The sequence below is a fragment of the Bradyrhizobium sp. AUGA SZCCT0222 genome (assembly GCF_018130205.1).
In the GTDB taxonomy this organism is placed as follows: domain Bacteria; phylum Pseudomonadota; class Alphaproteobacteria; order Rhizobiales; family Xanthobacteraceae; genus Bradyrhizobium.
In genome coordinates this window covers 121,673-132,390 of sequence record NZ_JAFCLX010000018.1, presented here as the reverse complement: position 1 = coordinate 132,390, position 10,718 = coordinate 121,673, and the positions used below count along the sequence as shown (strand labels likewise).

Below are 10,718 nucleotides of genomic sequence, written 5' to 3'. Positions count from 1 at the left end.
GGCGTAAACCAGCGTCCACCGCAACCCGTCCAACGTCCGTGACGACGGCCGACGCCCTTCTGAGTAGGACGGGATGGGCGATTATATGCACCTGATTTGTGTTCTGGTAAACAGAATTATTTTTTATTTTGGGGCTTGACATCACTTCCGTAAATCAGAAGCGATCTGCCCCCAGCTACGCCGGACGCTGCGGTCCAGGCTGATTTATCGCTGCAACGTGATGCCAGTCACAGCCAAACACCATGTTGGCCGCCTATTTCCGCGACCGAGCCCGCGAGGGGATGGCCCCCTCCTCACCACAGGAGAGCAACATGAACGCGCCGAAAATGGGAAGAACGCGGACGCAGGAAATCAACGCCGCGGAGTTCACGGCTGCAGAACTGGACGCCGTGTCGGGCGGCAAGCCGCGTATCGATCGGGCCACCATCGAATGGCTCAAGGAAAATTACTTTCCCTGGATGATGAAGACCTCGACCAGGAACATTTGCTGAGGCTGGCATCCCGGATGTCGCTTCGCTCATCCGGGCTACGCTTCGGGCGAAATTGGCTAGCGTCGTCATTCCGGGGCTCGCGAAGCGAGAGCCCGGAATCCATTGGACAACAGCACGTGCGGCCTGGTGGATTCCGGACTCGCGCTACGCGCGCCCCGGAATGACGGGCACCTTCAATTCAGAAACTTCACGCCGTAGGTCTTGCCGCGACGCCAGACCACTTCGCAGGATTGGTGCTTCGGGCGTTCACGCACCAGCGCGAGACCGAACTTGTCGCGGACGTCGATCGCGACATCGGTCACGATCCTTGCGCCGCCCGGCGATACATCGAGCACGAAGCATTCGCGGTTGGTGAGGCCATCGTCGACCGTCATCCAGGCCGGCTGCTTGTGCAGCTGCCGGCGCGGTTCGCGCACAACCTTTGTCTTCAGTGCATCCATCGTCACGGGTGACCATCCGTTGCGGATCAGCAAGCCACCAACTTGAAGGGAGGGCCGTAAGGTTCCCTTAGCGCTTTAACGGCGCATTGAATCGAACTTTACGGATTTGCAGCCGCGCCATCGGGGCGGCCGGCATTGTGACGTCGGTCACGGTGGCGGACCTGCCGCTGTGGTTCTTCCGTTGTCATCGCAGATGGCCTTGCCGCCAATGAATGGGAGACTGACATGCAGACCGAAATTCGCGAACTCAATGCAATTGAACTCGACGCCGTCAGCGGCGGCATGAAGTGGACGCCCGGCACCAAGAACTCCGACGTGATCGACGCCCGCGGCGGTCAGTTGTCGTTCCTCGGAATGACCTTCACCTTCGACATCAACGGCAAACTCAGCAGCTATGGCCCAAGGCCATGACCCCGGCGCGGCGCGCGGTGTGGATGCCCCACGCTGCCGCCGCATTGCGGAACTGATGTTGCCTTAGGGAGTTTTATTTCCATGACCGAACCATTGCCATTGCTGATGGAAAATTCGATCCAGATCGCCTGGGATTATCTCGAGGGGACCGGCGAACTCGGCGATGCCGAAGTCGCGGCGCGCTTCCTGACGGATGCCGTCGAGACCCTGATCCGGCGTGGCGAAACGCGAAAGCTGATGCTCGCGAACCGGGCTATCGACGCCTACAAGCGGTTCAAAGAAGAGCGCCTGCTGTCGCTGGTCTCCTGAACCCACCTGCCGACAATAGCCCGCATGAGCACCGCGATATGCGGGCTACTGGCTGCTCTGGCTTTCGCTGTGTGATTCAGCGCACGGTTGGTTTTCAGAACGACGGCTATCGTGCCTGCATGACGCGCGATCACCGCGCGTCCTTCGGACACAACGGAGCGGGACCATGACCAACGAAATTCGCGAACTGAACCTGAACGAGCTTGCGTCCGTCAGCGGCGGCACGGATCCCCTGCGCCTTCTGGCTACGGTGTCGCATTTGCAGGCCAGCAACGCGAACGACGCGTTGGCCGGTGCGCTGGCCGGCGCTCTGGGCGGCGCAGGGACAAAAGGCCCGTCGCGCAAGATTGGCTAACAACAGGACATTGAGGGCCGGCCCGGTCTGCTTGACGAGGCTTGGCCTCGACGCATTGGCGGTCAGGCCGAGCAAGTAGCCCGCATGAGCAGCCTGATATGCGGGGACCAGGACCCGGATGTCGCGTTGCTCAGCCGGGCTAACCTGCTGCCTCACATTTCCGGCGTTGAGCCGACGCCCGGCCGGGCATCGGCGTTGTCATCAACCATGTCAGCGAAAAATTAGACGAAGGTGCTGCGCTCGCCGCTGGAACCAACGCTTCGATTCAAACTTGAATCAGCGTTCCACGGAGTGCCCAGGCCATGACTGGATTGCCGTTAACCGTGCCCTATGGCGCCGATCAAACGCTGTATCTGGTGATGGATACGTTCGGTCCGAGGGATTTGCAGCTGCAGAATCCGATCGAGCGCCCCGATCTCGATACCGTGATCAACGATCTGATGCTGGCGCGCTTCAACAACCCGGTCGGAATCTACGCCTTCAACACGCTCGAACACTGGACCGCCGACATCTCCAAAAATGTCGCAGAGGAAATTCAGTGCCGCTGTGATATTGAGGGGGCTCCGGTGCCGGCGCATCTCGAAGACTTCGTTGCGAACAGCCTGAGCAGCGTTCGGACCCGGAAGCCCTAGATGGATTGGAAGCACCAATGAATTGGGTTTACTGGAATACGTTCTGGTCGCTGGTCGTCAGCTCGATCTGGTTCATGACCATCGTCTCGCATCCCGACTCCGTCGTCGTCGACAGGCACCCAAGCCGCCCGCGCGTTAAGCGCACGAAATAGGCGCTGCCCAAAAAAGCAGCCGCTTCGCTCCCGCGGAATCCCGGGAGGTTGCGCCTCGACCACCCAGGGGATCGCTGAGCCATTGCGCCCAGCGCGCGGACGCATCCTCGCGCCGCGCCGTGCGGGCGAAATAGCGGCCGCTACTGAAACCAGAGTTCTTTCTTTGCGGGCCGGTTTCGACCGGAAGACTGCATGACCGCCCCCGAACACCTGAATGAGATTGCGGATTGTGGGCCGTCAGCGCCGAAACGTCGATGCAGGGAAACGCAATGACACCGTAGTGATACGGAAGACAAATCACCCGCAAATCATTTATGCACGTACCATGGAAATCGCCCTCACCGTCATGCTCGCCTTCGTCGGCATCGCCTCCTGCGCGGTCGTGATGATCAGGATGTGGGGCCCGGAGGCATTGGCTTTCCGGAGAAGGTCATCGCGGGATACGAAGTAGCTCGTCAGGATGGGTTAGGCGACTTGTCCGCCGTAGCTCGTAGAGCACGTTTAACGGCAGGCACAGCCCGGCCCTTGTGATCGACTAGCGGCGGTTTAGGCCTTCGGCTCAATCCGCCCTCAGCGCCATGACTGAGACGCAGGACATCAGCTCCCCATGAGCGGATGAATCGGAGTGAGGAGCCGTAAGCTAATCATAACGCGGTAAAATACTCATCAGCAGTGTATGTTGGTATGCCGAAATGCTTGCACAGATCAAACACGGTGTTGAAAACCGGAGAGCGATGATCTGAGATTACCCCGAAATTGCGACACGCCGCTGTGGCAGTGAGTATGATAGCCGGCCTATTACCCTTAAACAGCTTTTTGCAAATGGGGTTACTCTGAACGCTGACGCATTTTTGCATTACTGCTTGATCCGGAAACAGCAAGCAGTCGCAATCGTCGATAAAAACTTGCTTCAGCGCAGGCGCACCTTTGAACAGTTTTTCTTCTTCGTGACAGAAGAACAGTTCGCCTGAACCGCAGAGACCGATGCAATGATCGATGCGCGCATTGCTGCCAGAGCTGAAAATAGAATCCGCAGTTCGGAAATCGATCAACCACCCTGCCACGTGCGGGAGCGCCATTAGCCCGCTGCCACTTCAAATCTGCGCGCAGCAAGATCAAACGCTCGATCTTGCAGGCTCATGGCTAGACCGATTCCGGCTTGCACATCGACGCGATCTATGAATTTTTTCTCGACAGCAAGCTTAGCAAGATACGAAGGGAGATAGCCGATCTCACCAAGTTGCTTGGCGTGAACCGCGCCGCCAGTCTGGTTATCATCTTCGAGGTCGCGCTCTTCACTCTTCATATCTTTCGGGCTGAGAGTTCGGCGCTGCGCTTCCCAAGTTTTGAGCTGGGCTTGAGTGAGGTATCCGGTTTCGACAAGGCGGATTGCCGTCGCATGCAAACTTAAGAGAGATTGCCGCGAGACCGACGCGATAAGTCGGAAAACATCGCCGCGTTCTGATCGAGGTTGACTCTGAGCCAACTCGGAAAACGCCTCGGTCGGCGCAAGAAATTCCGCAGCAAATTGATTGCATTTGCGCTCCACCGCGTTGCGAACAACGAATGGATTGGAAACGCCGCTTAGCCCAAGAAGACCGTGTCCATACTCATGGAGAAGTGTGAATAGCTGCGCTTTTGGAGCAGAAATCTTGCGATTAATGAAGATGGTTGGGGGCGACTCGTCTGGACCCAAGAAAAACCCCAGATAGTCATCAGGCGGCGCATCGTTAATGCGAACTATTGTCCCCTGTACTTCTAAGAAGAGTCTCAAGCCAGCAATAAATTTTTGTTCGTTCGTGCCCGACAATCCTAACTTCGGTTGTCTCGCCTCAAACCATTCGTCAAAAAATCTGCGCAGATCATGGGCAGTTCCTACTGTCGGAGTCCCCTGGGGTACGTCTCCGATCCACGCCGGTCTATCAACTTTGACTACCCTCAGAAGCTGAGCCGAGATGGTTGAAACTTCCTCGGCGGCCCAAATCCTTGACATGCCTGCAGGCGACAAATGCGCTGGTTTCGGAACTGACCGTCGAAAGTCCGCTACGGTCTCGGGTAGATTTGGTATTGTGTCCGCGCCCAACAGGTAGCTGGCCAAACCGTAGGTGTCCGCCAGACGTTCAAGCTGCCGGGGCGAGGGCTCACGTTTGCCGGTCTCGAATTCATCGAGCCGGTCGACACTTATCCCGGCGTACCTTGCGACCGTTTGAAGATCGAAGTGCCTCGTCTCCCGAACTTTCCTAAGTGAGCGACTGCCAGCCATTAGGTACCTTGGAGTTAGAAATGTCGAATCTCGGCGAGTTCAGTAGCTTACTTCAACTAGGCGTGGGTTTTGGCATCGGTCTTTCGTTCTTCCGTGCGCCAATGATGCTCCTGCTCGGTAGGTTGGAACATGATCTAGCTAAAGAGATGGACGTTTTGGATAAGGTCCAGACGTCACATGCCGGGAGGGCAAAGGCGGAACTCTCCGGTCTCCAAATGGATATTTCTAAAAATATTGTTACGCTAGATCGTCTTAATATGCCATTTATGATTGCAGCGCTAATGGGTGCGGCTGTCAACTGGGCGGCCTTGATTTACGCCTCCCTCTTCGCCCAAAATCAACTGACCTCCACAGAAGAATGGATTCTAATCGCCATTTCGGTCGGCTGGTTCCTGCTGATTACGGTCTCGGTTGGAATTGCGGCACTGATCTATCTCTTACCGCTTTCGAGACGACTTAAGGCGATTCGCGCTCGAGTCTAGGTTCAAAGGGGTGCGCAACGCTGACTACTGGTCAAATGGACCAATGAGAGAAGTAATCCCGTATTCCACCGCCGCTTCCCCCACATGCCTCGCTGGCGTCCGCATCGTCACCAGTCCATCCGCCGCCGTGGGCCGCAGCGCGATCGTCGCGTCGAAATCGGCCTTGGTCGCTCTCATCTTCACGGCGATGCCGACAGCCAGCATGATCTCGGCGGTAGCCTCGCCGACAAGTGGCAGCCCAGCACGCGGTCGGTCCGGCCATCGACCACGAATTTCATCAGGTCGCGGCCGCCGATTGCTTCACGGCCAGGGAAACCTTCGCTGCCTCGCGCGTTTGTTGGCAGGGGAATACGGAGGACGGCCGATGCGAACCCTGATTCCAGCCATGGCCCTGAGCGGGATGGCGTGCCTCGTGTTGTCGTCGTCAGCCTCATCGCAAACGCCGGCGCAAGGCGCGGATGCGGCAGCCGGCCAACAGGCGTTCAACAATGCGTGCCGGACCTGCCACACGGTCAAGGAGGGCGATAACCGGCAAGGCCCAAATCTGCATCGAATTATGGGGCGGAAGGCAGGATCGCTGCCGGACTACGGCTATTCCAGCGCCATGAAGGAGGCAGGCTTCGCCTGGGATGCGGACAAGCTCGAGCGTTTCATGGCTAACGCCGATGCGGTGGTGCCCGGCAACACCATGAAGCCGTATGGCGGCCTCGCATCGGCGGACGACAGGGCAAAGATCATTGCGTACTTGCAGTCGGGCACGGCCGGTCAATAACAGGCGGAAGGGGTTGGCCCGCGTCATGGTCGCCAGGCTGGTCAAGCTCACCGGCTATGGCGGGGTTCGGCATGTCCGGGTGTCGCTGGCGCTGGTGCGCGCATTGATGAAAGGAGTACACACACTGACGCGCGCTGGCTGCACGTGGGACCTATCCTGAATACATTGACTTGGATCCATACTGCCTGCGGTCCAAGTGCACCGGTGGTGTGCCGACGTTGTGCCGACTTCGAGGAGGCTCCAATGCGCACTTTGGCTTTGACGATTTTGACGATGAGTATGGCCCTAACAGTCGGGCAAGCCCGGGCTCAGACATATGGCCCAGGTTTTTACGGTCCCTCGGCTTATGAGAGCGTTCCGAGCAGCTACTGCCTGCAAGGGCGCGTATGGGGCTATCCGGGCAATTGCCAATTCTCCAGCTACGCCCAATGCATGGCCACCGCCAACGGGACCGACGCCTATTGCGGGATCAATCCCCACTACGCTTTCGCACTGCAGCGGCGCGGCGACTATCGACCCCGATACTGAGCGGCAGTGGAGCAATATCGCTGCAGTAGCTGATATCTCGTCGATAGCATCGTTCTCGGGGCGCGCGGACCGCTGACCGGATCATGCGCGCTCATCCGGGCTACGCGCCCTACTCCGCCGCCGCTTCGCGCACATAGCGCGCCGTGGGCGTCCGCATCGTCACGAGTTCTTCGGCCGCCGTCGGGTGCAGCGCGATGGTGGCGTCGAAATCGGCCTTGGTCGCTTTCATCTTCACGGCGATGCCCACGGCCTGCGTGATTTCGGCGGCGGCCTCGCCGACGATGTGGCAGCCGAGCACGCGGTCGCTCGTGCCGTCGACCACGAGCTTCATCAGGACGCGGGTGTCACGGCCGGACATCGTCGCTTTAATGGGCCGGAAATCGGTCTTGTAGATATCGACGTGGCTGAACTGCGCGCGGGCTTCGGCTTCGGTGAGGCCCACGGTGCCGACTTCGGGCTGCGAGAACACCGCGGTCGGGATGGTGGCGTGATCGACCTGCACCGGGCGCTTGCCGAACACGGTGTCGGCGAAGGCATGGCCCTCACGGATCGCGACCGGCGTCAGGTTGATACGGTGGGTGACGTCGCCGATGGCGTAGATGTTCGGCGTCGACGTTTTCGACCAGGCGTCGACGGCGATGCCGCCGTTCTTCGGATTGATCGCGACATCAGCCGTCTCCAGCCCGAGATTGGCGACGTTGGGATGGCGGCCGATCGCGAACATCACCTGGTCCGAGGCGATGCTCGATCCGCTGGAGAGGTGCGTGGTGAATTCCTTGCCGTGTTTTTCGATTTTCGCGATGGTGCAGCCGGTGATGATGTTGATGCCCTGCTTCTCCATCTCCGCGCGCACATGCTTGCGCACGTCCTCGTCGAAACCGCGAAGGATGTTGTCGCCGCGATAGATTACGGTGACGTCGGCGCCGTAGCCTTTGAAGATGCCGGCGAATTCGAGCGCGATATAGCCGCCGCCCTGGATCACGATGCGCTTTGGCAACTCAGTGAGGTGGAACGCCTCGTCCGAGGAGATCACGTGCTCGATGCCGGGAATCTCGGCGCCGTGGTTGGGCCGGCCGCCGGTCGCGATCAGAATGGTTCGCGCGGTGACGCGCTTGCCGTCGGACAGGCGCAGCGTGTGGGCATCTTCGAGCACCGCGCGGGCCTTCACCACCTGCGCGCCTGTCTTCTCGACATTGGTCGTGTAGATGCCCTCGAGCCGGGCGATCTCCCTGTCCTTGTTGGCGACCAAAGTGGGCCAGTCGAAGGAAACTTCCGGGATGGTCCAGCCGAAGCCGGCGGCGTCCTCGATCTCGTGACGGACATGCGAGCCGATCACGAACAGTTTTTTCGGCACGCAGCCGCGGATCACGCAGGTGCCGCCCATCCGGTATTCTTCGGCGACCATCACCTTGGCGCCGTAGCCGGCCGCGATGCGCGCGGCGCGGACGCCGCCCGAACCGCCACCGATGACAAACAGATCGACGTCGTATTCAGCCATGGTCAGCCCCTGTCAATTCCCCTTCGCCCCGCTTGCGGGGTCTAGACGAGCAAAGCTCGCTCTTAGAGGGTTGGGGTGAGGGGCTCCCTCCACGAGCAACATGCGCGTTGAGACCTGTACCCCCTCACCCGGCGCTGCGCGCCGACCTCTCCCCGCAAGCGGGGCGAGGTAACCGAAAGATCAGATTTCCTTGCCGCGCTTCCTCATCTCGGTGCGGAACTGGCCGTTGATCACCTCGGCAAAGGACTGCGCCCACTCGTTCATATAGGCCATGCTGCCCGAGATCGCCTTCGGCTCGTTCAGGATCAATTTCTGGCCGAGCGGCGATTTGTAGAACGTCGCCAGATCCTTCAATTCCTGCTCGCTGAATTCGTTGGCGTAGATCTGCGCCATGCCGTCGCCGATTTCCTTTTCGCGGCCGGCCAGGTTCTTGGCGACGATCACGGCGACCTCGTTGAGATCCTTTTGATAGTTGAGGTTGGCGCCGAGCAGCACGTTCTTGGTCTTCTCGACGAGGCCCGGAACGGCGTTGGAATACATCGCGACCGCGTTCTTCATGGTCAGGATTTCCTTGGCCGCGGCGATTGCGGCGGGCGACGCCGGCTTGCCCGGCACGACCACGGTGGGGGCGTTTTTCTGCTGCGCCATGGCCGGCGCTCCGATCAGCGCCAGCGCCACCGCGAGACCCGCAGCCGACAAACTTCCCGAAAAACTCTTCATTCCAATTCTCCTCAAAGATTCGGCGCTATCGCCGCTCAACTACGCGAATTCCCTGTGCGCCGGCCAGCACGGCCGTGCGGGCCAGGCCAATGAACAGACCGTGTTCGACGACGCCCGGGATCACGCTCAACAAGCCTGCCAGACGCGGCGCATCCGGTATTTTCCCAAGATGGGCATCCACAATCCAGTGGCCGCCATCGGTGACAAAAACGTGGCCGTCTTTGGCTTTCCGGACCTCCATTTGCCCGGAAACGCCGCTTTGCGCAAATGCCCCACATTCTAAAAAGGCTTGCACGATCGCCCGCTGCGTTGCGGCGAGCCCGAACGGGATCACCTCGACAGGCAGTGGGAAGCGGCCGAGAACATCGACCCATTTGCTGTCGTCGGCGATCACGATCATGCGATCGGAGGCGGCCGCCACGATCTTCTCCCGTAGCAGCGCACCGCCGCCGCCCTTGATGAGATTGAGCGCGCCGTCGCACTCGTCGGCGCCGTCGACGGTGAGATCGAGGTGGTCGATCTCGTCGAGCGTGGTCAGCGGCACGCCGCAGGCCTGCGCCTGTGCGCGGGTCGCCTCGGAGGTCGGCACGCAGATGACGCGCATGCCCTTCGCGACCTTCTCGCCGAGCAGTTCGACGAAGTGCTTGGCGGTCGAGCCGGTGCCGAGCCCGAGCTTCATGCCGTCCTGTACATGCTCCAGCGCGCGCGCCGCCGCCTGCCGTTTCAATGCGTCCATGTCCACGTGGATATGCCCTTTGAAAATCCGCCGGTCTGGCGGCGCATATCTAGCGTCGTTTGGGCGGAAGGAATAGCGCTAACGAGGCCAAATCGGGCCTATCGAGCCCTTGCATCATCACGCCCGGGCCGGTAGCGAATGCCAAATGACACCTCCCCGCACCCTCGTATTCGATCTCGACGGCACGCTGGTCGATACCGCACCGGATCTGATCAGCGCGCTCAATTTCGTGCTTCATCGCGAGGGCCTCGCCCCCGTGCCGCTCGCCCGCGCGCGCAACATGATCGGCGCCGGCGCACGCAAGCTGATCGAGCGCGGCCTCGAACTCGAGGGCCGCACCATGGGCGTGGACGACGTCAACCGGCTGACCAGGGATTTCGTCGAATATTACGCCGCCCACATCGCCGATGAATCGCGCCCCTTCGAGGGGCTGGAAGCGGCGCTCGATGAACTGGAAGGACAGGGCTTTCGCTTTGCGGTCTGCACCAACAAGCTGGAATGGCTTTCAAAACTGCTGCTCGACAAGCTCGACCTCAGCAAGCGGTTCGCCGCGATCTGCGGCGCGGACACTTTTGGCGTCTCAAAGCCCGATCCGGTGATCCTGCAGCAGACGCTGGCCCGTGCCGGCACGCAGCTTAAGGGCGCCATCATGGTCGGCGATGCCGGTCCCGATATCGGCGTGGCCCGGCGCGCGGGCATTCCGGTGATCGGGGTCGAATTCGGCTACACCGACGTGCCGATTGCCGAGTTGAAGCCGGACCGGCTGATCGGCCATTTTCGCGAACTGCCCGCGGCCGTGAACAGCCTGAGCGGGGCCGCGACGGCCTCCTAACATGCTGATTTATATAACATATCCGAATCGCTACTGAGCAACATTAACCATCCTTTAGCGAATCTGCACGCCGCGGTTGCGGCCCTGTTCTCACGCT

General features: G+C 60.1%; 16 protein-coding genes and 1 pseudogene. 10 read left to right on the top strand and 7 right to left on the bottom strand.

What is annotated here, in order from left to right; genetic code table 11:
• Positions 1-311 precede the first annotated feature (311 nt).
• Positions 312-491 (top strand): hypothetical protein, encoded by a 180-nt coding sequence (locus tag JQ629_RS18180; RefSeq protein WP_212413822.1) that lies wholly within the window; start codon positions 312-314, stop codon positions 489-491.
• A gap of 173 nt (positions 492-664) precedes the next feature.
• Here JQ629_RS18180 and JQ629_RS18175 read toward each other — a convergent pair whose 3' ends face one another.
• Complete coding sequence (locus JQ629_RS18175; protein WP_249135138.1) at positions 665-931, bottom strand: PilZ domain-containing protein; 267 nt, start codon at positions 929-931, stop codon at positions 665-667.
• Between the two features lie 225 nt (positions 932-1,156).
• Between JQ629_RS18175 and JQ629_RS18170 the strand changes: the two genes are divergently transcribed.
• The 5 genes from JQ629_RS18170 (at position 1,157) to JQ629_RS37535 (ending at position 2,790) form a co-directional block, all read left to right on the top strand.
• Complete coding sequence (locus JQ629_RS18170) at positions 1,157-1,342, top strand: hypothetical protein (protein WP_212413820.1); 186 nt, start codon at positions 1,157-1,159, stop codon at positions 1,340-1,342.
• 81 nt (positions 1,343-1,423) lie between these two features.
• The gene (locus JQ629_RS18165) at positions 1,424-1,651 is read left to right on the top strand and encodes a hypothetical protein (RefSeq protein ID WP_192740454.1); all 228 of its coding nucleotides are present in this window, start codon (positions 1,424-1,426) and stop codon (positions 1,649-1,651) included.
• Between the two features lie 166 nt (positions 1,652-1,817).
• A complete protein-coding gene (locus JQ629_RS18160; protein WP_212386098.1) occupies positions 1,818-2,006 on the top strand; it encodes a Blp family class II bacteriocin in 189 nt (62 codons plus the stop codon).
• A gap of 302 nt (positions 2,007-2,308) precedes the next feature.
• Entirely contained in the window at positions 2,309-2,638 is a 330-nt protein-coding gene (locus JQ629_RS18155) for a hypothetical protein (protein WP_212269457.1), read from the top strand.
• Positions 2,639-2,655: 17 nt separating this feature from the next.
• Positions 2,656-2,790: a hypothetical protein gene (locus JQ629_RS37535; protein WP_283815939.1), complete on the top strand. Its 135-nt coding sequence runs from the start codon at positions 2,656-2,658 to the stop codon at positions 2,788-2,790.
• A gap of 644 nt (positions 2,791-3,434) precedes the next feature.
• Here the strand turns inward: JQ629_RS37535 and JQ629_RS18150 are convergent.
• Positions 3,435-3,842, bottom strand: a complete 408-nt coding sequence (locus tag JQ629_RS18150) for a hypothetical protein (protein ID WP_212413819.1) — start codon at positions 3,840-3,842, stop codon at positions 3,435-3,437.
• Positions 3,843-3,868: 26 nt separating this feature from the next.
• A complete protein-coding gene (locus JQ629_RS37925) occupies positions 3,869-5,053 on the bottom strand; it encodes an XRE family transcriptional regulator (RefSeq protein WP_212413818.1) in 1,185 nt (394 codons plus the stop codon).
• 20 nt (positions 5,054-5,073) lie between these two features.
• Here JQ629_RS37925 and JQ629_RS18140 point away from each other — a divergent pair, with 20 nt between their 5' ends.
• Positions 5,074-5,535: a hypothetical protein gene (locus JQ629_RS18140; RefSeq protein ID WP_212413817.1), complete on the top strand. Its 462-nt coding sequence runs from the start codon at positions 5,074-5,076 to the stop codon at positions 5,533-5,535.
• A gap of 24 nt (positions 5,536-5,559) precedes the next feature.
• Here JQ629_RS18140 and JQ629_RS18135 read toward each other — a convergent pair.
• Positions 5,560-5,828: pseudogene (locus JQ629_RS18135) on the bottom strand (oxidoreductase dimerization domain-containing protein); the annotation flags it as partial.
• 71 nt (positions 5,829-5,899) lie between these two features.
• On the opposite strand from JQ629_RS18135, the gene JQ629_RS18130 reads away from it, so the two are divergent.
• Both JQ629_RS18130 and JQ629_RS18125 read left to right on the top strand, forming a co-directional pair.
• On the top strand, positions 5,900-6,307 hold the full coding sequence (locus tag JQ629_RS18130) for a c-type cytochrome (protein ID WP_212413816.1): 408 nt from the start codon (positions 5,900-5,902) through the stop codon (positions 6,305-6,307).
• Positions 6,308-6,550: 243 nt separating this feature from the next.
• Complete coding sequence (locus tag JQ629_RS18125) at positions 6,551-6,835, top strand: DUF3551 domain-containing protein (protein ID WP_212413815.1); 285 nt, start codon at positions 6,551-6,553, stop codon at positions 6,833-6,835.
• Between the two features lie 109 nt (positions 6,836-6,944).
• Here JQ629_RS18125 and gor read toward each other — a convergent pair whose 3' ends face one another.
• The 3 genes from gor to rpiA form a co-directional block, all read right to left on the bottom strand.
• A complete protein-coding gene (gene gor / locus JQ629_RS18120; protein WP_212413814.1) occupies positions 6,945-8,333 on the bottom strand; it encodes a glutathione-disulfide reductase in 1,389 nt (462 codons plus the stop codon).
• Between the two features lie 180 nt (positions 8,334-8,513).
• Positions 8,514-9,053 (bottom strand): DUF2059 domain-containing protein, encoded by a 540-nt coding sequence (locus JQ629_RS18115; protein WP_212413813.1) that lies wholly within the window; start codon positions 9,051-9,053, stop codon positions 8,514-8,516.
• 25 nt (positions 9,054-9,078) lie between these two features.
• Positions 9,079-9,789 carry a ribose-5-phosphate isomerase RpiA gene (gene rpiA / locus JQ629_RS18110; protein ID WP_249135136.1) on the bottom strand — a complete coding sequence of 237 codons (711 nt, stop codon included), beginning with the start codon at positions 9,787-9,789 and terminating at the stop codon, positions 9,079-9,081.
• A 145-nt stretch (positions 9,790-9,934) separates the two neighbouring features.
• Here rpiA and JQ629_RS18105 point away from each other — a divergent pair, with 145 nt between their 5' ends.
• Positions 9,935-10,621, top strand: coding sequence for an HAD-IA family hydrolase (locus tag JQ629_RS18105; RefSeq protein ID WP_212413811.1), 687 nt, complete (start codon positions 9,935-9,937; stop codon positions 10,619-10,621).
• Positions 10,622-10,718 lie beyond the last annotated feature (97 nt).

Bases quoted from the DNA above. Each gene is read 5' to 3' on its own strand.
- gor (WP_212413814.1), bottom strand. From the start codon at position 8,333: ATGGCTGAATACGACGTCGATCTGTTTGTCATCGGTGGCGGTTCGGGC.
- JQ629_RS18115 (WP_212413813.1), bottom strand. From the start codon at position 9,053: ATGAAGAGTTTTTCGGGAAGTTTGTCGGCTGCGGGTCTCGCGGTGGCG.
- JQ629_RS18165 (WP_192740454.1), top strand. From the start codon at position 1,424: ATGACCGAACCATTGCCATTGCTGATGGAAAATTCGATCCAGATCGCC.
- JQ629_RS18155 (WP_212269457.1), top strand. From the start codon at position 2,309: ATGACTGGATTGCCGTTAACCGTGCCCTATGGCGCCGATCAAACGCTG.
- JQ629_RS18105 (WP_212413811.1), top strand. From the start codon at position 9,935: ATGACACCTCCCCGCACCCTCGTATTCGATCTCGACGGCACGCTGGTC.
- JQ629_RS18140 (WP_212413817.1), top strand. From the start codon at position 5,074: ATGTCGAATCTCGGCGAGTTCAGTAGCTTACTTCAACTAGGCGTGGGT.
- JQ629_RS18160 (WP_212386098.1), top strand. From the start codon at position 1,818: ATGACCAACGAAATTCGCGAACTGAACCTGAACGAGCTTGCGTCCGTC.
- JQ629_RS18130 (WP_212413816.1), top strand. From the start codon at position 5,900: ATGCGAACCCTGATTCCAGCCATGGCCCTGAGCGGGATGGCGTGCCTC.
- JQ629_RS18125 (WP_212413815.1), top strand. From the start codon at position 6,551: ATGCGCACTTTGGCTTTGACGATTTTGACGATGAGTATGGCCCTAACA.
- JQ629_RS18175 (WP_249135138.1), bottom strand. From the start codon at position 931: ATGGATGCACTGAAGACAAAGGTTGTGCGCGAACCGCGCCGGCAGCTG.
- JQ629_RS37925 (WP_212413818.1), bottom strand. From the start codon at position 5,053: ATGGCTGGCAGTCGCTCACTTAGGAAAGTTCGGGAGACGAGGCACTTC.
- JQ629_RS18180 (WP_212413822.1), top strand. From the start codon at position 312: ATGAACGCGCCGAAAATGGGAAGAACGCGGACGCAGGAAATCAACGCC.
- JQ629_RS37535 (WP_283815939.1), top strand. From the start codon at position 2,656: ATGAATTGGGTTTACTGGAATACGTTCTGGTCGCTGGTCGTCAGCTCG.
- JQ629_RS18170 (WP_212413820.1), top strand. From the start codon at position 1,157: ATGCAGACCGAAATTCGCGAACTCAATGCAATTGAACTCGACGCCGTC.
- rpiA (WP_249135136.1), bottom strand. From the start codon at position 9,789: ATGGACGCATTGAAACGGCAGGCGGCGGCGCGCGCGCTGGAGCATGTA.